18 protein-coding genes, 1 tRNA gene and 1 other RNA gene are annotated in these 23,220 nt (G+C 38.8%); 9 read left to right on the top strand and 11 right to left on the bottom strand.

What is annotated here, in order from left to right; all coding sequences use genetic code 11:
• Positions 1–151 precede the first annotated feature (151 nt).
• Positions 152–1,354: a DUF763 domain-containing protein gene (locus DBR40_RS12335; protein WP_124560036.1), complete on the top strand. Its 1,203-nt coding sequence runs from the start codon at positions 152–154 to the stop codon at positions 1,352–1,354.
• A 343-nt stretch (positions 1,355–1,697) separates the two neighbouring features.
• Here DBR40_RS12335 and DBR40_RS12330 read toward each other — a convergent pair whose 3' ends face one another.
• Together DBR40_RS12330 and gltB are read right to left on the bottom strand one after the other, a co-directional pair.
• On the bottom strand, positions 1,698–3,164 hold the full coding sequence (locus DBR40_RS12330; protein WP_124560035.1) for a glutamate synthase subunit beta: 1,467 nt from the start codon (positions 3,162–3,164) through the stop codon (positions 1,698–1,700).
• Between the two features lie 3 nt (positions 3,165–3,167).
• Entirely contained in the window at positions 3,168–7,667 is a 4,500-nt protein-coding gene (gene gltB, locus DBR40_RS12325) for a glutamate synthase large subunit (protein ID WP_124560034.1), read from the bottom strand.
• 422 nt (positions 7,668–8,089) lie between these two features.
• Here gltB and ffs point away from each other — a divergent pair.
• An RNA gene (gene ffs, locus DBR40_RS12320) (signal recognition particle sRNA small type) lies at positions 8,090–8,189 on the top strand.
• A gap of 91 nt (positions 8,190–8,280) precedes the next feature.
• Entirely contained in the window at positions 8,281–8,940 is a 660-nt protein-coding gene (gene fsa / locus DBR40_RS12315) for a fructose-6-phosphate aldolase (protein ID WP_124560033.1), read from the top strand.
• 184 nt (positions 8,941–9,124) lie between these two features.
• On the opposite strand, the gene DBR40_RS12310 is transcribed toward fsa, so the two are convergent.
• The 3 genes from DBR40_RS12310 to DBR40_RS12300 form a co-directional block, all read right to left on the bottom strand.
• Positions 9,125–9,631: a D-glycero-alpha-D-manno-heptose-1,7-bisphosphate 7-phosphatase gene (locus DBR40_RS12310; RefSeq protein WP_124560032.1), complete on the bottom strand. Its 507-nt coding sequence runs from the start codon at positions 9,629–9,631 to the stop codon at positions 9,125–9,127.
• Positions 9,632–9,771: 140 nt separating this feature from the next.
• Positions 9,772–11,058: a sugar MFS transporter gene (locus DBR40_RS12305; protein ID WP_124560031.1), complete on the bottom strand. Its 1,287-nt coding sequence runs from the start codon at positions 11,056–11,058 to the stop codon at positions 9,772–9,774.
• Between the two features lie 102 nt (positions 11,059–11,160).
• Positions 11,161–12,279 carry a formylglycine-generating enzyme family protein gene (locus DBR40_RS12300; RefSeq protein WP_124560030.1) on the bottom strand — a complete coding sequence of 373 codons (1,119 nt, stop codon included), beginning with the start codon at positions 12,277–12,279 and terminating at the stop codon, positions 11,161–11,163.
• Positions 12,280–12,462: 183 nt separating this feature from the next.
• On the opposite strand from DBR40_RS12300, the gene DBR40_RS12295 reads away from it, so the two are divergent.
• The 4 genes from DBR40_RS12295 (at position 12,463) to DBR40_RS12280 (ending at position 15,248) form a co-directional block, all read left to right on the top strand.
• A tRNA-Lys gene (locus DBR40_RS12295) sits at positions 12,463–12,535 on the top strand.
• A gap of 249 nt (positions 12,536–12,784) precedes the next feature.
• The gene (locus tag DBR40_RS12290) at positions 12,785–14,002 is read left to right on the top strand and encodes a site-specific integrase (protein ID WP_124560029.1); all 1,218 of its coding nucleotides are present in this window, start codon (positions 12,785–12,787) and stop codon (positions 14,000–14,002) included.
• Between the two features lie 95 nt (positions 14,003–14,097).
• On the top strand, positions 14,098–14,586 hold the full coding sequence (locus tag DBR40_RS12285) for a DUF6922 domain-containing protein (RefSeq protein ID WP_124560028.1): 489 nt from the start codon (positions 14,098–14,100) through the stop codon (positions 14,584–14,586).
• Complete coding sequence (locus DBR40_RS12280) at positions 14,544–15,248, top strand: nucleotidyl transferase AbiEii/AbiGii toxin family protein (protein ID WP_124560027.1); 705 nt, start codon at positions 14,544–14,546, stop codon at positions 15,246–15,248. The genes DBR40_RS12285 and DBR40_RS12280 overlap by 43 nt, the downstream gene beginning before the upstream one ends.
• A 735-nt stretch (positions 15,249–15,983) precedes the next feature.
• On the opposite strand, the gene DBR40_RS12275 is transcribed toward DBR40_RS12280, so the two are convergent.
• Both DBR40_RS12275 and DBR40_RS12270 read right to left on the bottom strand, forming a co-directional pair.
• Positions 15,984–16,187, bottom strand: a complete 204-nt coding sequence (locus DBR40_RS12275; protein WP_124560026.1) for a hypothetical protein — start codon at positions 16,185–16,187, stop codon at positions 15,984–15,986.
• A gap of 35 nt (positions 16,188–16,222) precedes the next feature.
• Positions 16,223–16,900, bottom strand: coding sequence for an imm11 family protein (locus tag DBR40_RS12270; protein WP_124560025.1), 678 nt, complete (start codon positions 16,898–16,900; stop codon positions 16,223–16,225).
• 1,527 nt (positions 16,901–18,427) lie between these two features.
• Here DBR40_RS12270 and DBR40_RS12265 point away from each other — a divergent pair.
• The gene (locus tag DBR40_RS12265; RefSeq protein ID WP_124560024.1) at positions 18,428–18,781 is read left to right on the top strand and encodes a transposase; all 354 of its coding nucleotides are present in this window, start codon (positions 18,428–18,430) and stop codon (positions 18,779–18,781) included.
• 249 nt (positions 18,782–19,030) lie between these two features.
• Positions 19,031–19,243 carry a transposase gene (locus DBR40_RS12260; protein WP_233603878.1) on the top strand — a complete coding sequence of 71 codons (213 nt, stop codon included), beginning with the start codon at positions 19,031–19,033 and terminating at the stop codon, positions 19,241–19,243.
• A 171-nt stretch (positions 19,244–19,414) separates the two neighbouring features.
• Here the strand turns inward: DBR40_RS12260 and DBR40_RS12255 are convergent, their stop codons facing one another.
• The 4 genes from DBR40_RS12255 to DBR40_RS12240 all read right to left on the bottom strand — a co-directional run bounded on the left by DBR40_RS12255 (position 19,415) and on the right by DBR40_RS12240 (position 23,217).
• Positions 19,415–19,651 carry a hypothetical protein gene (locus DBR40_RS12255; RefSeq protein WP_124560022.1) on the bottom strand — a complete coding sequence of 79 codons (237 nt, stop codon included), beginning with the start codon at positions 19,649–19,651 and terminating at the stop codon, positions 19,415–19,417.
• Between the two features lie 307 nt (positions 19,652–19,958).
• Positions 19,959–21,704 (bottom strand): S41 family peptidase, encoded by a 1,746-nt coding sequence (locus tag DBR40_RS12250; protein WP_158674038.1) that lies wholly within the window; start codon positions 21,702–21,704, stop codon positions 19,959–19,961.
• Between the two features lie 180 nt (positions 21,705–21,884).
• Positions 21,885–22,409 carry an endonuclease V gene (locus DBR40_RS12245; protein ID WP_124560020.1) on the bottom strand — a complete coding sequence of 175 codons (525 nt, stop codon included), beginning with the start codon at positions 22,407–22,409 and terminating at the stop codon, positions 21,885–21,887.
• 7 nt (positions 22,410–22,416) lie between these two features.
• Entirely contained in the window at positions 22,417–23,217 is an 801-nt protein-coding gene (locus DBR40_RS12240) for an alpha-ketoglutarate-dependent dioxygenase AlkB (protein WP_124560019.1), read from the bottom strand.
• Positions 23,218–23,220 lie beyond the last annotated feature (3 nt).

The following is a 23,220-nucleotide window of genomic DNA, read 5'->3' as shown; positions in this document are numbered from 1 at the left end:
AAGTATTTTTAAATTCCAAAACCAAAGCATAAGATCAATTGTAAGCCATGGAGACACGGATTAGCACGGAAATATTGTTGATTCTAATCTCAGCGGCAATAAACAGAAATTATTTCCCTATAGCGCAATATTTTTACTAAATTTGTTAGTATTGAAAAGATCAGGAAGCGCAGATTTACCTTTACATTACGGCCAGGTTCCACCCTGGTTGGCACAACGTATGGCCAAACTGGGTCTTGCGATAACTGAAGCTATTTTAGCTGAGTATGGCAAAGCAGAAGTAATACGGCGATTAAGCAGTCCGTTTTGGTTTCAGAGTTTAGGTGCAGTAATGGGCATGGACTGGCATTCATCGGGTATTACTACTTCCGTAATGGGTGCCTTGAAAAAAGCCATTAATCCACTTTCAAAAGAACTGGGCATTTACATTTGTGGTGGTAAAGGGAAGTTAAGCCGTGAAACTCCAAACGAACTTTTGCGCGTTGCAGAAAAAACCGGATTGGATGGGCAAATGCTCGTGAGATCGAGCAAGCTTAGTGCAAAAGTTGATAATACGGCTATTCAGGATGGTTTTCAGCTTTACCTCCATAACTTTATTTTAAGCAGTGATGGCGATTGGGCCGTAGTGCAACAAGGGATGAGCAATTTCAGCGGCACAGCCAGACGCTACCATTGGCACTCTGAAAACTTAAAATCCTTTGTAGAAGAACCGCATACAGGGATTTGTGGAATTAACCAGGGCCAAATATTAAATTTAACCGCCTCTGCAGCCAATCCTACCCGAGAAGCCATAATGGGACTGACTACCGAAACACCTACCCGAATGATCGCCGAAATACAAAAACTGGTATTACCTAGGCACCATGAGGTGAAAGCAAAAGATATAAACCTAAAAAGATTGGGTAGTATTTTGTGGCTGACACAAGAGAAAAGACCAAGTGATTTTGAAGAGCTGCTCTTACTCGAAGGCATAGGACCCCGCACACTACAATCTATGGCGCTGGTGAGTGAGGTAATTCATGGAACGCCATCACGTTTTACCGATCCTGCCAGGTTTTCTTTTGCACATGGAGGTAAAGATGGTCACCCTTTTCCAGTTCCGGTAAATGTGTACGATGAAACCATAGACTTTTTACGCCAGACAGTTGAGAAGGCTAAAATTGGCAATACCGACAAACAAGAAGCCATAAAATCGCTGCATCGTATTGCCGGTAATGCAGAAAAAGACTTTGTGCCCAACATGGAATTTGAGAAGGTGATTGAGCAGGAAAGAAAAAACAGCTGGAAATACGGTGGAAGAACAGTGTTTGGTAAAGAGAAACAACCGAAGGATGAGCAGCTGAAGTTGTTTTAGATTTGTGTTATGATTGCACTAGAATATAGCCACGGATACCCAAACTACACGGAGAGTTTTTTCTACAAGCGAAAGGTCGGTGTCCCCACCGACCTCTTTATTTAGCACTCGTTGTCCATTATTTGTTTCGGTCGGTGCGGACACCAACCGATAGAATAAGACTCCGTGTCAATCCGTGCATCCGTGGCAATAAATAGATGCAGCTTAAAATATTTTTTATAGCATCTGCTTCAATTGGTGAGGACACTAACCGATAGGATAAATCTCACCATCCATAGTCATCTTTAAACAAAAAAAGCCGTGGTTTGCACCACGACCTTAAAAATATAAATTTTAAAACCTACTAAGCATAAGCAATTGCATCTCTCGAGGCCAGTTTAGTTGTTCCCATTAAGTATTCATCTACTTTACGGGCAGCTTCCCTACCTTCTGAAATGGCCCAAACTACCAACGATTGTCCGCGGCGAACATCGCCCGCTGCGAAAATCTTAGCAATATTGGTTTGATAAGTGTGTTCAGAAGCTTTTACGTTTCCTCGGTTATCTAGCTCTACACCTAATTTTTCAATTAATCCCTCTTTTTGTGGATACAAGAAACCCATTGCAAGAAGTACCAATTCGCAAGGCAACTCTTTTTCCGATCCCGGAACTTCCTTAAAAGTAACCGGACGACCATTTGCATCAATCTCCCACTCTACATCTACCACTTTTAATGCCTTAAGGTTTCCGTTTTCATCAGCAATAAAGTTCTTGGTATTTACAGACCATGCCCTTTGTGCACCTTCCTCGTGCGAAGAAGTGTTTTTCAATAGCATCGGATAAGTTGGCCAAGGCATATTTTCGCTACGCGCTTGTGGCGGCATTGGCATAATTTCGAACTGCGTTACCGATTTAGCACCATGACGATTTGAGGTTCCGATACAATCTGAACCTGTATCACCACCACCAATTACGATTACATTTTTACCTGTAGCCATAATATCTTCGGTTTCAACCTTGCGGTTAGCCACACGTTTATTTTGTTGTTTTAGGAAGTCCATCGCAAAATGAACACCTTTAGCCGAACGACCATCAATTGGCAAATCGCGTGGAATAGTAGAACCACCAGCCAATACAATGGCACTAAAATCTCTCAATAAGGTACCAATCTCTACGTTCTCACCTACATTGGCGTTACATTTAAAGATGATGCCTTCTTCTTTCATTAAATCGATACGGCGATCGATTACATTTTTCTGAAGCTTAAAATCAGGAATACCATATCTCAATAAACCACCTGGTGCATCGTCGCGTTCGAAAACGGTAACTTCATGTCCAACCTTATTTAACTGAGCAGCAGCAGCTAATCCTGCCGGACCTGAACCAATAACTGCAACCTTTTTACCGGTTCTGATTAATGGTGCCTTTGCTTTGATAAATCCTTTTTCAAAAGCAATTTCGATAATATGCTTTTCAATTTCCTCGATAGAAACCGGCGGACGGTTAATACCCAGTACGCAAGCCGACTCGCAAGGCGCCGGACAAATCCTGCCTGTAAACTCAGGGAAATTGTTGGTACTTAATAAAATGTTGGCAGCCTGCTCCCATTTGCCCTGATAAACTGCATCGTTAAATTCAGGTATTACGTTACCTAGTGGGCAACCCGATTGGCAAAAAGGTACGCCGCAATCCATACAGCGCGCAGCCTGATTATTTAATTCTTTTGCGGGCAATTCGTTTAAAAATTCCCCATAGTGTTTTACACGCGTTGCAGCCTCTTCTCTGGTGGGCGCAACTCTATCGTATTCTTGAAATCCTGTTACTTTTCCCATGGCTTAGTGTGTTTTTACTTGTTGGTTACGTTTTGCTAAAACTGCTTTGTATTCTTTAGGGAATACTTTTACAAAGTGAGCTGATTGTGTTTTCCAATCACTTAAGATAAACTCAGCTACCTTACTGTCTGTTAATCTGATATGCGATTTAAGCAAAGCCAAAATACGCTCTTCATCTTCAGCCTGCAACGGATCTAAATCAACCATTTCCTTGTTGCATTTGCGTGCAAAAGTTCCGTTTGCATCGTAAACCCAAGCTACACCACCACTCATACCTGCAGCAAAGTTACTTCCTGTATCACCAAGAATTAACACCTCACCACCGGTCATGTACTCACAACCGTGATCGCCAACTCCTTCTACAACTGCTGTTGCACCAGAGTTACGTACGGCAAAACGTTCACCAGCTTTACCACGTGCAAATAACTCGCCCGAAGTAGCACCATACAATGCCACGTTACCGATAATAATATTTTGCTCAGGTATAAAAGTTGAATTTGCAAAAGGATAAACTGCTAATCTTGCACCCGATAATCCTTTACCCACGTAATCGTTCGCCTCACCTTCCAGTGATAAAGTAACCCCACGGGTATTGAATGCGCCAAAACTTTGTCCGGCCGAACCAACAAATTTAAAGTTGATGGTATCAGGCGGCAAACCTGCACTTAAATGTACTTTAGAGATTTCGTTAGATAACATAGTACCTAATGATCGATCGGTATTTTTAACTTCGAAACTTGCAAAAACAGGTTCGTTGTTTTCAATAGCAGATTGTGCCGCTGCAATTAGTTTATGATCTAAAACGTGATCTAGACCATGATCCTGTGCTTCGGTGTTAAATAAAGGCAGGCCGTTATCTTCAGCTTTGTATAAAATAGCCGATAAATCAAGGTGTTTTAATTTCCAGTCGATTGCAGGCAACTCGCGTGCTTTTAAAACATCAGCCTGACCAATCATTTCGTGAATGGTTCTGAAACCTAATTCAGCCATAATTTCGCGTAACTCTTCTGCAAGGAAATAAAACAAGTTTACTACGTGATCGGCATCACCGGTAAATAATTTTCTCAATTCCGGATCTTGTGTTGCCACACCAACCGGACAAGTATTCAGGTGGCATTTACGCATCATGATACAGCCCGAAGTAACCAATGCAGCAGTAGCCACCCCCCATTCTTCAGCACCCAATAATGCTGCAATAGCAATATCCCTACCTGTTTTTAACTGACCATCAGTTTGTAAAACGATTCGGTTACGTAATTTGTTTTTAACCAATGTTTGGTGTGCTTCTGCCAAACCAAGCTCCCAAGGTAAGCCAGCATGCTGAATAGAAGTTAACGGCGAAGCACCGGTACCACCATCAAAACCCGATACCAGAATTACATCGGCATGTGCTTTAGCAACACCGGCTGCAATAGTACCTACACCTGCTTTAGATACCAGTTTAACGTTGATCCTTGCAGCGCGGTTGGCATTTTTAAGGTCGTAAATTAACTGGGCCAAATCCTCAATCGAATAAATATCGTGGTGCGGAGGAGGCGAAATTAAACCTACACCTGGTGTTGAGTGACGAACTTTCGCAATCCAGTCATCCACCTTGTGACCAGGTAACTGACCACCTTCACCAGGTTTTGCACCCTGAGCCATTTTAATCTGCAACTCATCGGCATTGGTTAAGTAGTAACTGGTTACCCCAAAACGGGCAGAAGCTACCTGTTTAATGGCCGAACGCATACTATCGCCATTTGGCAATTTAGTATAACGCATTTCGTCTTCACCACCCTCACCGGTATTGCTCTTTCCGCCAATGCGGTTCATAGCAATAGCTAAAGTAGAGTGAGCCTCGTGAGAGATAGAACCGAACGACATTGCTCCCGTTGCAAATCTTTTTAAGATCTCGGTAGTAGATTCTACCTCATTTAACGGAACCGCCGGACGGGTATAATTAAATTCGAACAAACCTCTGATGGTATAAGCCTGTTGAGTTTGCTCATTTACCAGTTTAGAGTATTGTTTGAAAATGTTAAAATCGTTTTTACGCGTCGCATTTTGCAACAAGTGGATGGTTTGCGGATTAAATAAATGCGCTTCACCTCTGCGACGATATTTATAGGTACCACCAGCAGGCAATAAGTTTTCGGTCTGCGTTGCCGGACCAAAACTGCGGTGGTGCTTAATTAATGTTTCTTTTGCAATTTCATCTAAACCTAAACCACCAATACGCGAAACAGCACCAGTGAAATAAGTATTAACCACTTGTTTGTTTAAACCTAAAATTTCAAAAATCTGTGCACCTTGATATGACTGCAAGGTAGAGATACCCATTTTAGAGAAGATTTTTAACAAGCCGCTGTTTACTGCGTAGATATAGTTTTTAGTTAATTCTTCTGTAGATAAACCAGATTCTTCCTGAAAACCACCAATGGTTTCTAGTGCCAGATAAGGGTTAATTGCTGTAACACCAAAACCTAATAACGTAGCAAAATGGTGTACTTCCCAGATATCACCAGCCTCGATAACAATACCAACAGCGCCACGATAACCTTTACGTATTAAGTGGTGGTGTACTGCCGAAACTGCCAATAATGAAGGCATTGCAGCATGTTCAGAATCGATAGCCCTATCACTTAACACAATTACCTGGAAACCATCTTCAACCGCATCAACCGCATAACGGCACAAACGATCTAAAGCTTTCGCCATTGCACCCGGCTTACCATCGGCCCTGAAATAGGTTTGTAAAGTTTTAGCCTGGAAAACACCGGTATCGATACTTCTCAGTTTTTCTAACTCCTGGTTGGTTAAAATTGGATGCTTAATTGCAACACAGTGTGCTTGTCTAGGATTTTCATCTAACAAGTTACCGTTGCTACCCATAAAACTAGCCAAACTCATTACCACTTTCTCCCGAATCGGATCAATAGGCGGATTGGTAACCTGAGCAAAAAGCTGTTTAAAATATGAAGATAAATGTTGCGGACGTTGTGATAAAATAGCAAGTGGCGTATCGGTACCCATCGAACCAATAGGCTCTTTACCTTCAAGTGCCATTGGCTTAAGCAAAAGATCTACATCTTCCCTGCTGTAGCCAAAAACCTGCTGATATTTAAAAATAGATTCGGTCGATAAACCGGTAAACATTAAGCGCGGCTCAGGCAACTCCTCTAAACGAATCTGATATTGGTTAATCCAATCCGCATAAGGACTTCCGCCACAAACCTGTGTTTTAATTTCTTCATCGCTAATGATCCTGCCTTGCTCCATATCCACAACGAACATTTTACCTGGCGTTAAACGACCCTTTTCGATAATTGTACTTTGATCAATCGCTAATGCACCAGCTTCAGATCCCATGATAACGCGATCATCGGAAGTAATAGCATAACGCGAAGGGCGTAAACCATTACGATCTAATGTGGCACCAATTAATTTACCATCGGTAAAAGCAATTGCAGCCGGTCCGTCCCATGGCTCCATTAAAGTAGCGTGGAATTCGTAGAAGGCTTTTTTAACCGGGTCCATATCATCGTTACCATCCCATGCTTCAGGCACTAACATCATTAAAACATGAGGCAACGTTCTTCCGGCGTGGAATAACAATTCGATTACGTTATCCAAACAGCCAGAATCGGAGTTGGTTTCGTCGATAACAGGTAAAAGCATATCCAGCTCTTCAGGCGTAAAATGCGAAGAAGCTAATGATTTAACACCTGCCCTGAACCAGTTTAAATTTCCCTGTAAGGTATTAATCTCCCCGTTATGTGCAATAAAGCGGAAAGGCTGTGCAAGTCTCCACGACGGGAATGTATTGGTTGCGAAACGTGAGTGAACCAAACCTAAGGCCGAAACCACACGTTTATCGCTTAAATCGCTAAAATAAGTACGAACCTGCAAAGAAGTTAACTGACCTTTATATATAATAGTTTGCGCAGATAGCGAAACGATATAAAAATCTTTACCGCCATGTACGGTATTAACAATCAGTTTAATCAGGTAATTCTTAAAAATATAAAGCTTACGCTCAAAATCTGCTCCTGATGCTACGGCATACGGACGGGCAATAAATACCTGTTCAATTTCCGGCTCAACAGAAAGCGCCATACTACCTATATCTGTTGTATCTACATCAACTTTTCTGAAACCTAAAATCTCCAGACCAAGTTTTTCTGCAGCACGGTAAATCAGCTCTCTACACTCTTCTCTTGATCGGATATCTTTTGGCATAAACAGCATACCTACACCATAATTATTGGTTTCCGGTAAGCTGAAGCCAGCTTTTAAACATTCATCATAAAAAAATTCGTGAGGAATCTGAATCATAATCCCAGCGCCGTCGCCAGTATTCGGTTCTGCTCCACTTGCCCCTCTATGGTCTAGATTCTCTAAAATAGTAAGTGCATCGGAGATGATTTGATGCGATTTTCGCCCTTTCACATGCGCAACGAACCCAATACCGCAGGCATCGTGTTCAAATTGCGCATCGTACAATCCACTGTTTGGTTCCATTCTTTGCTCGTTAGTTGTTAGTGTATAGGAAACACTAAGATATAAAAAATTTCTGGTAAATTACAGAGTTGACATATTTTTTTGAAAAATTTTATCCCTTATTCAATTAAAAGCAGTTAAAATAGAAAATTTATAATTAAACAGCTATATAATTACAATTAACATAATGATAATATTGTACAATAATTTCACTTTTTCTGGTAAAATCAAGCCTAAATCGATTTAACTATTAATTCATATATGAATTAAATACTCGAATATAAATAATTCATGAATGCATCAATTATTTTTGGTTTTATATAGCCTATTTAAAAGTACACAATTAAATTTTATTAATTTACTAATCAGTCAGATAGCAACAATCTATAAAAAATTCAAGAAATGGGTTTTGCAAAACAACTTCTTTTTCTACCTTTGTGGCCGGGCAAGTCTTTTACGACCAGCTCCCTTTGAACTCCCCCAGGATGGGAACATAGCAAGGGTAGAAGGTTGTAGCGGTGCGATAGAAGGTGCTTGCCCTTTTTTTTACCCCCTAACCCCCTGAAGGGGGGATATTAAATTCTTCAGGGATTCTAACAGCAGAACCTAATAATCACTTTAAGAATTTATAAGCATGAAATTTTTTATTGACACAGCAAATCTTGATCAAATCAAAGAAGCGCAAGATCTTGGCATTTTAGATGGTGTAACTACCAACCCTAGCTTAATGGCTAAAGAAGGTATTACTGGCGATGAAAATGTAATTAACCACTACAAAGCCATCTGCGATATCGTTGATGACAACGTAAGTGCTGAAGTTATTTCGACCACTTTCGAAGAAATCATCAAAGAAGGTGAAGCATTAGCTGCTTTAAACCCTAAAATTGTGGTTAAAGTGCCAATGATTAAAGATGGTGTTAAAGCCATTAAATATTTTTCTTCAAAAGGAATCAAAACCAACTGTACTTTAATTTTCTCTGCCGGACAGGCTTTATTGGCTGCTAAAGCAGGAGCAACTTATGTTTCTCCATTTTTAGGTCGTTTGGATGATATTTCGAGCGATGGCTTGGTTTTAATCGAAGATATCAGAACTATTTTTGATAACTACGGTTACGAAACACAAATCTTAGCAGCATCAATCCGCGGACCATTACACATTGTAAACTGCGCTAAATTAGGTGCTGATGTAATTACAGCTCCTTTAGCCGCTATTGTAGGTTTATTAAAACACCCTTTAACTGATAGCGGCTTAGCTACTTTCTTAGCAGACCACGCTAAGGCAGCCAGCAAATAGTCTGGAGAATTAAGCTTGGAGTTTTGAGTTCCAAGCGCATAAAAAAAGTCCTAAGTTAAAACAACTTAGGACTTTTTTATGGACTACATTTTAAAAGAATAGCCCGTACATTTAAGGAATTATCAAATGTTCTATTTTGGTTTAGACAATTGGCGACTCCAAACTCCCAACTTAGAACTCTAAACTAAACCAAAGACTCACGACTAAGAACCTCTTTAACCGTCTCGTAACTGATCTGCTCATCTGGCTCAATCAGAATCCCCTTCACTCCTGCTCCGTTGGCCGCTTCCACGTCGCGCGGTTTATCGCCAATCATTACCGATTGCTTTGGGTCAATATCGTACATATCGATAGCGTCCAGAATCATTCCTGAAGCCGGCTTTCTGCACTTACATTCACCACCAACAGTTGGATGATGCGGGCAATAGTAAAAACCAGCTATATCGGCACCTTTCGCTACAAAAGCATTGCGCAGCATCTGGTGCATAATGGCCAGCTCCTGCTCACTGTAACGCTTTAAGGCAATGCCACCCTGGTTGGTAATTACAATTAACAAGTAACCCTCGTCAAAAAAACGCTTTAAAACGGGAATCTGATAATCAAGGATTTTAAAATCTTCAATACGGGTAATATAATCGTATATTTCGTGATTGAGTACGCCATCACGGTCGAGAAAAATAGCTTTATTCATTATTGAGATATGAGTATTGTGATTTGAGGTACAAGATTCGGACCTCGTTTATAATTCGCCAAAATAACTGAAAATTAATGGCAAAAGAAAGCCCAATCTTTTCAGACCGGGCTTGACTCATAAAATTTATTTGGTTTGGGTTATTTTATATTTAATCCGGCTTTATGTCCTTTAATAGCAAAATAAAGAATGTAAAGGTAACAAGGCAATACCGTTAAAAGGTAAGCCAGCTGGAAATGAACATGTAATTTTTCGTTTAAGAAAGCATATAATAATGGCATTAAAGCGCCGCCTGCAATACCCATAATCATAATTGCCGAACCTATTTTGGTAAATTTACCCAGATGGCTAATACCCAGCGGGAAAATTGCCGGCCACATTAACGAGTTTGCCAAACCTAGTAGGGCCACAAAGATAACGGCAAACCAGGTAGAAATAGCGAAAGATAAAACGGTAAACACGATACCTAAAATGGCGCAAATTCTAAGTGCTTTTTGCTGAGAGATGTATTTCGGAATGGCTATGATCCCCACAATATAACCTATTAACATACTGAAAAGCGTAATCGAAGTTAATTTCCCGCTAATTTCAGGGCTAATACCTAACTCACGACCATAAATCCCGATGATATCTCCAGCCATAACCTCTGCCCCTACATATACAAAAATACATAGCGAGCCTAAAAACAAGTGTGGAAACTGGAAGATGCTTTTATGTTTTACCACTTCACCTTTGGTTTCGTCAACCACATCTTCTTCAACTTCTACTTCTGGTAAATCGGTAAATTTAATTACTACAGCAAACAGACAAAACACAATGGCCAATACAATATAAGGCATGTTAACGCGACCTAAAACCTCGTTTAACAATTGTTCGTGCGCAATGCCGGTTGCTGCTTTAATTTGCTTTTCAACCTCCGATGCATTTTTTAGAAACAAGCTACCCATAACCAAAGGCACAATCATACCTGCAAATTTGTTGCAGATACCTGCCATACTGATACGCTTTGCAGCACTCTCGATTGGACCAATAATTGTTAAATATGGATTTGAAGCTGTTTGAAGCAAAGCCAAAGCTGCACCCTGAACAAAAATACCAGTTAAGAAAAGACCGAAAGTACGGGTTTGTGCTGCTGGTATGAAGATTAGAGAACCTAAGCCTAAAATAACCAGCCCTAAAACAATTCCATTTTTAAAACCTACTTTTTTCAGTATCCACGATGATGGTAGAGCCAAAAAGAAGTAAGCCATATACGAGGCAAAGGTTACAAAGAATGCCTGTAAATTTGATAAGCCAAAAGATAACTTAAAGAAAGGAATTAAGGTTCCGTTCGCCCAGGTTACAAAGCCAAAAATAAAGAATAAGGCACATATAATAACGAGCGGTTTTGGTCCCTGCGTTTGGCCTGGTTTTGTTGTTTGTTGCATAAATATTCGGTTCGGTTTAATTTGATTGCGCCAAACTAAACAAATATTTCAATAATTTACACAACAAACGTTTGCGTGATTTTAAATTTAACAAGCTCCAGCTTAATTGGAACTAACGCACCTGAAACCGGTATGCTCTAAGCCAGTATCGGCAGAAGTTTTCATTCTCGAAGTTACCCGATAACCTTTGCAATAAGAAGCATTACACATAAACGAGCCTCCTCTAACCACACGCTTAGGTACTGTTGGCTCCATTGGGTCGTAACTATCTGCCGGGCCTTGTGGGTTACTGGCAATTCCCGAAAGTTTAGCATAATAATCAGGACGGTACCAATCGTTACACCACTCCCATACATTACCTGCCATATCGTAAAGGCCGTAGCCATTGGCTTTAAACAATTTTACCGCTGCCAGGCCATTGTAGCCATCCCAATCGGTATTTTTTACAGGAAAACTTCCTTGCCAGGTATTGGCTTTGGGTTTCCCCTTTTCAATATCTTCGTTACCCCAGGGGTATTTCTCGTTTTTTAAGCCGCCACGTGCTGCAAATTCCCACTCGGCCTCTGTGGGTAAGCGTTTGCCCGACCACTTGCAATAAGCCATGGCATCATCCCATGAAATATGTACTACCGGATAATTTTCCCTGCCTTTAATGCTGCTCTTTGGCCCGTGCGGATGTTTCCAATCGGCACCTTTAATCCAGGCCCACCATTGCGAGGCATCGTTTAAACTGATAACGCTTTTAGGTTGATAAAAAACCAGCGATGCGGCTACGAAAACACTATCGGGTGGCTTGGGTGTACCCGGAGGCAGCTGTTTTTTCATTTCTTCCCAATCGGGTTTACGCTCTGCAGTGGTTACATAACCGGTAGCATATACAAATTTCTGGAAACTGGCATTGGTAACTTCGGTAACATCCATCCAAAAAGAAGACAGCTTAACCTGGTGTTGTGGATATTCGTCTTCCCTGCCCTCTTTATCTCCGGCGCCCATGGCAAACTCGCCTGCGGGAATTAACACCATACCTTCATGACTCAGTGCCTTACTGGCAAAACTCGAAGTATCTTTTACTCCACCAAAACGGCTGGGCATATTTTTTTCGCACGAAACCAGCGAATCTTGTTTGTGTTTGGCCTGTGCCGCTTCATCAGATGATTTAGACTGGCAGGAAAATAAGCAAAGCGAAGGTAGAAAAAAGAGTAAACGGAAAGATTTGTGCATGATGGATGTTAAATATTGAGCGATAAAAATATCAATTATGTTTAAAAAAGAGAAGGCAAATAATTAATTCACCTATAAATCAATACAGTTAGCAGTTTTGATAATTTTTTATTTGCAGGAAATAGGTTAGAACCCTATATTTGCACCACTTTAAAGGAAACGGATAACGTTTTAAGCAAAGTAGATTCCGTAGCTCAGCTGGTAGAGCATTACACTTTTAATGTAGTGGTCCTGGGTTCGAATCCCAGCGGGATCACACCAAAGACTATCAAAATGTACAAAACCCTGCAATCGCATGATTAGCAGGGTTTTTGTTTTTGGGGAATTGCCAAAAATCGCACGAATTCACAAAACTTTGGTGAGTGATTCGGTGAGTAAGGCAAAACGGTTAAAATTGACTCACCGAATGGCGTATGATCATTTAATGTACAGGTTGTTATAAACTGAACATCTTGTGTAGATTTAGTTGCAAAGCTATTTTTGTTTCACCTTTAATCGTTAGATTATGAAGACCAATTTTAGCCTGCTTTTCTATCTGAAAAAGCAAAAGAACTATGTAAGTGGAAATGTACCGATCTACATGAGGATTACCATAGAGGGAAATCGTGCAGAGATTGCCACCAATCGGGATTGCGACCCTAAACGATGGAACGCTAAGGGCAGCCGGGCCATAGGCTCCAAAGAAGAGATCAAGGTGTTGAACACCCATCTTGACCAATTGCAGAATGCAATGTATTATGCCCATCAAAGTGTTTTCGATGAGGGGGTGCCGATTACTGCCGATGCAATTAAATCCAGTTACCTTGGTACACTCACCAATTCCCATACCCTATTAGAAGCGATTGCCGATCATAATTTAAAAATGGAGCAGCTTGTGGGTAAAGATTACGTCCGTGGCACATTGAACCGTTATAAAGTTTTGGAAAGACACCTGAAGGTTTTTATTCCTTTGAAATATGGTGCAGCCGATATGGACATTAGGACCATCGACCAGGCATTTCTGAATGGATTTGACCATTATCTAAGGTCTGATAAGAACTGTGCGAACAATTATGTGGTAAAGAACATTAAGAACCTCGGGAAAATTCTTCGTATCTGTATGGAAAATGAATGGATAGACAAATCCCCATTTACCGCTTATAAAGGCAAAACTAAGAACCTCGACCGTTTTTATCTGAACAAAGAGGAATTGGCTCATATCGCGGGCAAAGAGTTTTTATCGGAGAGATTGAAGCAGGTAAGAGACGTTTTTATTTTCTGTTGTTTTACTGGTTTGGCTTATGTCGATGTCCTCAAATTGAAACAGGAGAATATCAGAAAGGGAATTGATGGCGACCGATGGATCTTCACCAATCGGCAGAAAACCAAAACAAGGTCATCGGTTCCGCTACTGTCAACAGCTGTTGAGATTGTCGATAGATATTCCACCAACAAAGTTTGCCATAATAAAGGCTTGCTTCTTCCTGTTCCCAGCAACCAAAAGATGAACGAATACCTGAAGGAGATTGCCGACCTCTGCGGAATTGAGAAAAAACTCACCTCGCATATTGCCCGCCATACCTTTGCCACTACCGTTACGCTATTGAATGGTGTACCCATAGAAAGCGTATCGAAGATGCTTGGACATACTGACATCAGGACTACCCAGCATTACGCTAAAATTTTGGATATCAAGGTAAGCGAAGACATGGCATTGCTAAAGAAAAAGTTAGCTATGATATAAATCAATAAATTTAATAACAACAATCAAATGACAAATATTTAAAAATATTAGGCATTAGTTCATGTTTTAGTTAGATTTGTAGGATGTTAAAGGAATTGAACAAAAGAGTAATCGTTGTGCACTGGAAAAGATTTGCCAGTACTGATATCGATGTGTTTTCAAGTCTGAAAGGATTTTGCGACAGCTACCCAACCTATAACTATCATACATTGAACAACTATCTTTCGAAAAAGAAGATTCCGTTCGAAAACGATGAAATCAAAATTGAAAGACAGCCACTGATACAAAAGGTCAGAAGACCAGACCTTCCAAAGGTACTGTTCTGGGACTTTGATTTCGATAAACTGGACTGGAACAGGAGTTACAAAACCGTTATCGAACGGGTGTTTGATAAAGGTAGTCCTAGGGATTGGGAGGAAATGATCAGATTTTATGGGCGAGAAAATGTAGTGAAAACGCTTAAAGAAGACATCACATACCTTTCTGACATGACCATGGAAGCCGTTTGCAAATATTTTCAGTTGAGCAAAGAAAAACTCAGATGTTACACAAAGAAACAGTTACACAAGGGACACTGGATCTAATCCAGGCACTGATGCAAGACCATCAGCTCAACTCCTTTTACCTTGTTGGAGGTACCGCACTATCTTTGAGGATTGGACACAGGGAATCCATAGATATCGACCTTTTCAGCTCATCGGACTTTGATGGTGATAGACTCGCCGTACATTTAAGGAACACCTATGGCGCAGATGTAAAACGCCACAAGGGCAACTATGTAAGTGGTAGTATTGGCGAAGTTGATTTTGATTTTATCTCACACAAGTATCCATCTATCAGGCCAATAGAAACCATTGAAGGCATAAGGATGATGTCCAACCAGGATATATCGGCCATGAAGATCAATGCAATAGTAAATAGCGGACAACGGATTAAGGATTTTATCGATATGCATTACCTGTTAAAAGAAATGCCATTGAACGAAATATTGGATTACTACTGCCAGAAATACCCAAATGTCGATCCTAACACCGCTAAGTCATCCCTGATGTACCATAAGGATATCGACTTTAATGTTCCCGTAAAATTAATGGACACAAAGCTAAAATGGCAGGATGTGCAGAAAAGCATCATAAAGGCAGTACGTGAATACACCAGTCTATTAGAAAACAGGGAATTGTATCGTAAGCTTCAGGAAGCAAAAAATAGCCAGAAAAATGACCGTGGCAGAGGGATGAGTCGCTAGACTTACACAAATAACAGGGATAGGTTATCACGAAATGTGATAACCTATCTTAAGGTAACAAATAAGCACCTTAAGATAGGAAGGCATTTTAATTTTCTCCTGATTTGTTCAGAGAAAAATGAGTTGGATATTAAACCCATCCTCGATATTATTATAAAAAAACTACTGTATTTCCAAAAGCTGTAATAACCCAAAATCCTCAACCCTCAACTCCATATTCTGGTTCCTGCAATTTTTGAGGTATAATTTTAATTAGGTTCCGAATTCTTAGTGGCCCACCTTCAAGTTTTGATTCTCTCTTTGAGATCCATTCTTCTAATTCAGTCAATGAGATCGGTGTCAACATGCTAAAAGTCGTAAACTGTTATTTCAATATTTTTCTCGAACTTAGAAATATACCTAGATTTTTAATTTACATGAATAATATTTCAAGAGTTAGGGATTTTCCTTATTCATTAGTTCGAGATGCGCAAGCTTATATCTTGAACAGTTCGGCTTTTCTATTAATCTATTTCAATATCTGTTTTTGAGGGAAATTCATCCAAAACAACAGATTCATTCCCATAAAATCTCCTTAAATCAGAATAGTGTTTGTTGATTACTCTTCGTTTACTCATTAATATTCTTAAGGAATCAAGCAAACTCGTATCATCAAACAGCATCTTTTTTGAATATTTATGCGTCACGTGTTGCTCTACTCCTTCTTTAAACAATAAAGGAAAACCCGTATCAGACCTAATGACAAGCTATAGCAGGACGAGATAATGCTTCGTAACAAATCAGATCTTCGGGCATTTTGGGCAAATCATATAGATTGCACAACTCATTGAAAGCCATTTCAGCTTGCTGGAAAGTTGATTCTTCAATTGATTGTATTTTAACGAGTAGGTCGTTCAGTTTTTGATCATTTTTAACCCATTGCTCAAAAGTAGGTATCATGTGATATTGTTTGAAATACGTGTTGCTCGTATGAGTTATTTATATCGGTTTTTTCGCTCATTATGTAGCCATTCGATCGAATTTAAATTACTTGGTGCAAATTCAATTCCTGTAAATCCATGCTGTTCAATAGTTTTTTTAAAGTTTTCAGAAGCATAGTATCCTACACCCCCGTCAACATTACCCAATGCAAACACATCTTCAACAGTACCTTCCTTGATGTAAACATGATCTATTGTTGTTTTCCAACTGTCTTCACCTTGAAGGGTTAAATACTTGTGGAATTCATTTAAGGTTGATAGTGCCGCTGGTTCCAGATAAGTACCGCCTTCAGGTTTGCGTTTTCTGGAAACAACATCAGATCTTGAAAAATCTACGTTTTCGAACATAGAAATGATTGGACTCACTATCCAGTATTCAATTGTTGTATCTTTACTTAAGACGTGGCATTTAAAATATTGAAAAAGTCCACTGTCAAACCTTTCGAAAACCCCTTTCAGTGCTTTACTTATAAGCAATTTTCTTGTGAATCCTGCAGGTACAGCACTTATTAGATCTGTTAATTTGGATCTTTTGTGTAAAGTTCCGACAGGAGTAATAGGTTCAAAGCTAACTTTTTGAAATTCAATATTATCAATGAATGCTGGATTGGTATCCCAGCCTTCAGGAAGCTTTGCATCATGAATTTGGCTGGATTGTCCAATAATTTTCAAATCTAAGCTGTGTTTAATTCTATAATACATCAAAAAAGTAATTGATTAAGGGGAACGTTGGGGTAACTATTAATAGCATTGCGAATATCGCTTATTATATTTAAAATTTCATCATAAGTCTGCTCTGGTGATAAATTACTTGAAATTTGATCGAGTCTAAGCTGCACTAAATCATCGTAATGCGAATGACTCCCACTGTGTGGGCATTTCGGTAAAAGTGTACGTGCGTTTCGCATTTATGCTGACACCTTATTTCGCTCCAAACTGAACGCCTGTTTCGCTCCAAGCTGTACGCCCTGATCCCATGGTCAGGAATTCTTCAGCCAGCAGTTCCAATAATATTTCTAAGTTCAAGCCAAATTAAAGCCCCAGAGGTAAAATCGTACCTGGTGTGATCCTGCGCCATCAGAATGGTTTTAAATGCTTTAGAGCGCCTTTTTGACGGATTTTCCGGGTTCATCCGGAGGATTATGGAATGAAGATCTAAAGAAAAGCTTGAATTTTAAAGGCCGAACCGAAAGATAAGGAGCACCTGGAGGAAGAAGTAAATTTGCAGCCGCGCCGCTATGCGTTCAGAGGGAAAGGAATGACTTAGCAAAAAATCCGGCAGCCGAATTCGCGTACAGTTTGGAGCGAAACGGACTGTACAGTTTTAGTGAAATACGCATCTTGGGATACTTGTCTGTCTGACATACTTTAAATATTTGTTAGTTTCTTGAATTTCTTGTGGTCTGGGTAAATTTCGGCTTACTCCGTTATACCAGACATAAATATTCTCCAATCCAGCCGAAAGTGGTTGTATTGATGCGATACATTAGCCGCCTTAGCCTTACTAATATAATAAATTATAAATAATCAAAAGGACTTTTATTTGTTATATGTTATTGGTAATCAAATGCCTGTAAACTTTTAGTCTTTTGTTATCAATGCATAAATGCTGATCAAACTATTCAAAAACTTATAGCATTAGTCTTAATTATATTACTAATTGCTCTTCATGATCAGGTAATTATTGAAAAAACCTTATTCCGTTATATTTTATTGGAAATGCTGAAGGCCCCTCTTTCATAATCACCTATAAAACATACCTAAATAATCCTATTTCTCTTAATGCAACATTTGCAGAATATAAAGCCATTTTGATAAATTTCAATATCAAGGCAGACCGCGACTCAGAGCATATCCAGATATTATTAGTTGAGAAAGGAAAGCGATGAACCACAGATGTCTAAATTTAAATCAAAATATAAGACAAAAAGGTGAGTGATTCGGTGAGTCATTTCAATAACCCTCCCAGATAGTCGTTAAACGCTGAAAACTGAACGAAGTTCACACCCCAGCGGGATCACAGAAAATAGTATCAAAACTACGTAAAAGCTTGAAAATCAAATGATTGAAAGCTTTTTTTTTATTTTAGTGGAAAAACTAAATTACTCACCGATTCGGATCAAGCGGGATCAAGCGGAAAAGTTGGGGGTAATGGAATAATTTATTTCTTTTGTAGTTTTAATACCAACATCTATTTCCTTGACAGCAGCCGAACAAACCCTTATTAGTTTTTTATTGCCAGAAGGCATCTTAGATTATTTCGAACTTACTAAAGCCGATAAAGCGACCAAAGAACTGCACATCTACCTTGAAGAGAAGAATATAGCGCCTGATGGTTACCACAAAGATGATCTTGAATCCAAAGGATTCTTTCCCGAAGTTCAGATACAGGATTTCCCAATCCGTGGGCAGAAGGTGGCCCTGTGCATCAAGCGACGTAGGTGGACAGTAAAAAAGACTGGAGAGATTATTAGCAGGGATTGGGATTTAATACGCAAAGGGACTCGAATGACTACGGAATTCGGTCTTTTTTTAAAAGGAATATTTGGATAACCATCCCATTAGCTGTTATCATTTAGGGCACTACTTCCAGGTTGATGGCAAATAGCTCAAAGAACAATATAAAGAGCATATCAGTGATTACAGTGATTGGGATCAGAAAGCGCATGCTGATGAATGGATGCTTTTTGGAGAGAATATAAGTCCTAGGCTTAGTATTGATGAAACCGCTTTATCCAATGGGGAACTCTTACTATTGTAACCAATAAGGAAGCCAAGGGTAGAAAATGCACTATTGTCGCGATGATAAAGAGTACAGTGGCCGAAAATATTATATCTGTACTGAAAAAGACCCCAGAAAAACTTAGGAAAAGGGTGCAGGAAGTAATCATGGATATGGCTGCCAACATGCAATTGGCCGTAAAACGGTGTTTTGTAAACGCGCACCGGGTAATTGATCGTTTCCATGTTCAGAAATTAGCGTATGATGCCGTTCAGGAAGTAAGGATAATCTAAAATATATGGCTAAAATAATCCCTCCCTCAACTTTTCCGCTTGATCCAAAGTTCCATTGATCATAAGGGATTAATACTTCGGTAAATTTTCTAACCTGTTTGATTTCCCACTCGTTTATAGGATGGTCTTTGTGATAAATATCTCTGGCTAGAAGTACTTTTAACTGTCGTTCTATGAGTTCCCAAAGAAATTCAAAAAATACTTCTTCCTTCCATCAGGGTGGGTTTCCAGATAATATGCTAAATGTCGCTGGTAAAATTCTTCAATGCGTTCTTCGCTTATGGCAAAAATTCTTTTAAATAAGAGTTTTAGAAAATTTTCACGGCTCCAAGATATGGGGTTTCCAATATCTAAGGTGTCTTTGCTAAAATCAAAACGGTCACGTTGTTTAAAATAACTGCTACTCATAGGTCAAAGAATTAGTTAAAGTTGGTAATATATTAAGCTTCTGGCATAAAGTCATTAGCGGTACTCTATTCAAGTTATTATTCTATAATATCAAACTTAACCTGCACGGAGTAAATAAATCCAAACTCTTTATTGCCAAAAACAACTTTTTCATTTCATGTAACTAGGATAGGAATATTTAAACCAATTTATGAAGTTTTAAAAGCGATAGAACCGATTTTAGAAAACACAACTAAAAAACATCAGTACAGCACTTAGTGACCCCTTAACAAATAATTGATATACAAGTTATACTCCTCTAAGGATATTACTTAGCATTAATATGCAATAAGTTTTTAAATACAAATTCTAGAACCGCATCCCTGTTTCCAAGTATGTCCTCAACAGAGTTTGATACCTGATAATCAGGAATAGCGCCTCTTTTTTGCATAGCTGGGTTTATTGCATACACACCATGTAAAAGCGGTATTGTTATGGCGGTTTCAGTATGGCCGCCTAATATTGATATTTTTTGAACCCCATTACTAATGCCTGCATATCCGGAGGTTTCACTTCCGACCAAAATAGCATTCGTATATTCTTTTAGAAGTCCTGCGGCTGTGCCAGCCGCGGAAACTGTTCCACCATTAATCAGCACCACCAATTTTCCATTAAAATGATATTCTTTGATTGGATCAAATTTCTCTAGTGCGACATCGGATTTTGTCACCTTAAAAGTTCCATCCATTTGCTTAGCCAAGCCAAAGTCTTCATCTAATTCAAGTTTAACGCCGGTTGCTTTCAAAAAGTAGTTATCATTCCCCAATGTAGTTACTTCTTTAGCTGGAATTATGGGCTTATTAATAAAGTATTGAAGTAAATAAGCGGCATTTTCCGCCTTACCACCACTATTATCTCTTAAGTCGATGATTAAGTCTTTAATTTTGTTAGCAGAAATTTCTTTAAAACATTTTTTATAATAATCAGGAAAGGTATTTTTGGGTTCATTAAAACTGTCTTTGAAAAATCGATCGATTTTGAGAATTGCATGATTTCCATGCTTATTAAGCGTAAAATTAAAAGCATCTGTCGATTGGATGGTTAATGGATAACGTTTTCCTTTGAGTGCCATGTAGTTTTGTTCAGAGACGGGTTCCACTTGTGCGGTTAAAATTTTGTTAGACTTATAATCCCGGTAAGAAAGATTGTAGGACAATTTTTCTCCAAAAATCTGCGGATATAGTTTACCAAACAGATGGAAGTAAGAAACTCCTAATTTATGTAGTGTAGGAGATTCGCTGGTACCATCGGAAGAGAAATATTTCAAAGTTTCAGATAAAATCTTATTGCTTAAATAACCATCTATTGCCAGAATTTCAGAGCCTTCAGGGATTTGTAGATTACTCAAGTTGTTGACAATGAAAATGCGCTCATCTTTAACGTAAATTTGAAAGGGTAGCCATTTTTGATTAGCTATAATATCACCCAAATGGTTAAAAGCTTTTACACTCGTATGGTCATCATGAATATTAGCAATCATTTGGAGTACAACCTTGTAAAAATCTGCAGCCTGCATAGGTTTGGAAGTTTCCAACATCAATTTGTCTACCATTTCTTCAAATTTCTCCGGGGATTGATTTGTATAAAGGCCTGGATGTGTTTTGATAAGTGCATTTTTAAATTTATTGAGATCAGCCTGCATGGCTTCAGGCTGATAGATTATGGGTTGTTGTGCAATTACCGTTTCAGGTGTAAAGTTATCCTTGGTAAACAAAGATATGTCGCCGCCCTGGTTCACTGTCATTTCACCTTTGGTAGCATCAAATAACAACTCAATGCCAGCCTTATAATACAAGAACTGATCTTTGGCACGGGCCTCCAATGGAAATGCGTTCTGCCCGGTTGCTTGGGCTATTAGTGTCGTATTATTTTTGCTGATGGTTATTTTGAGCGACGATTTTTTACTGCTATAAATGCCTAGGTAGCTGTCTAGGGGTGGCATCATGATGGTTTGTGCCGCTACGCCAAAGGTAAATTTAATAAAGATTGATAAGAGTATAAAGATTTTTTTCATGATAAGAGCTTTCTTATAAGACGAATATAATATAAAAGACATCACTTTTAACAAACTTTCCAGATGGCCTTTAAACGCTGAAGATTGAACCAAGTTCATATCACAGCGGGATCACAGAAAGCCTCACAGAAATGTGGGGCTTTTTGCATTAAAGATCCTTTCTAACCAAGTTAAAGATACTTAGCTGCAATTTTGTTCACCGTTTTTTTGTTTAGTAAGTGAATCAAGGTGTTTCAGTAATTTTGGAATTCGATAATCTCCAGCCATACTAGCAATGTATTCAACTGCTTTATCAATATTAAGACCAATTGAAGTGATGAAAAGAGGATTTTGACTATCTCCTCTCTTTAGTTCTCGTTTGTTTTTTACAATTGAGGCAAAATTAGTTTTAGCAACCCCTATTATTGGCACCTTTTCTTCCAATTGTTTGTATAAATGACCGCCTAAGCCCAATTTATCATTATCATCTAAAAATACGAATCCGTCAACTACAATCATCTCTATTTTTTCGAACCTGATTTTTTTCAATAAACTTAGAATGCAAGGTAATTCCCGCCTGTAAAATTCACCAGGAATATATTCTTCAATATCTTCAAGGATTTCACAATAGACCGAGAAATCATCCATTGTTTTCCAGTTTTCAAAAGCCAGACATACTGTTTTAGCTTTATTCTCGTAGTAATAGGTATCAAAAGATAAAATCATCCAATATTCAAATTTTATTGATGGGCATCAATCTGTCTGCTATACTTAATGTATATGTCAGTTCTGGATAATCGAAATTTATAAGGCGATTTTCCTGCCCCCGAAGCTTAAAGAATTCTGCTTTTTGTTCTTCACTAGCAGACTCTAATAATTGACCGTTAGCAAAATAAGGCAAGTTATCCTCAAATTGGATAAATGTTTTTGACTTTCTAAATGTTATGCCCAACCATTTATTATCTGACTGTAATGTTTTTTGATGGAACATACGATCTAATATAATTTTATGAAGAAACTTACTGTTCGTTTCTACAGAAAATAAAATCAATGAATTATGTGTTAATGGAATTTCAAGTTCTTCATCACTACCTTTTTCTTTTACTATTAACTTTCTCAACTGGTTATCGGACAATTCTTCTGGATTTTTATAACAGGAAAAAAGCCCTATATAAGAATTAGCGTCCAAATCCAGGCCTTGGTCGGAATGATAATTCATTTTGGAATAATTAAAATCATAGACTTCAATCAAAGCATTATTGAAATCAACTGGTGGTAAGTTATTCAATTCGCTATCTTTAATTGCAAAATTTATATGTTCGATAATAAAATCGTGAATACTAGAAAAATTTTGTGCGGCTATATGATATGCTGTTGTAGTTCTAACGATTGGAACACCCTTTTCTTCGATTTTAACCAGATGGTTACCTATTCTTCCTTTGGCAACGCATTCAAAATCAACAGAAGTAATTAATTTCTCATATAAATTTATATCGAATGAAAGAGTGATTTTTTGAAATCCAGGAGTACTCATAAT

Source organism: Pedobacter sp. KBW01 (assembly GCF_003852395.1).
Taxonomy (GTDB): domain Bacteria; phylum Bacteroidota; class Bacteroidia; order Sphingobacteriales; family Sphingobacteriaceae; genus Pedobacter.
Note: the sequence above shows the minus strand (reverse complement) of the source record. Positions and strands in the feature narration are given on the sequence as shown.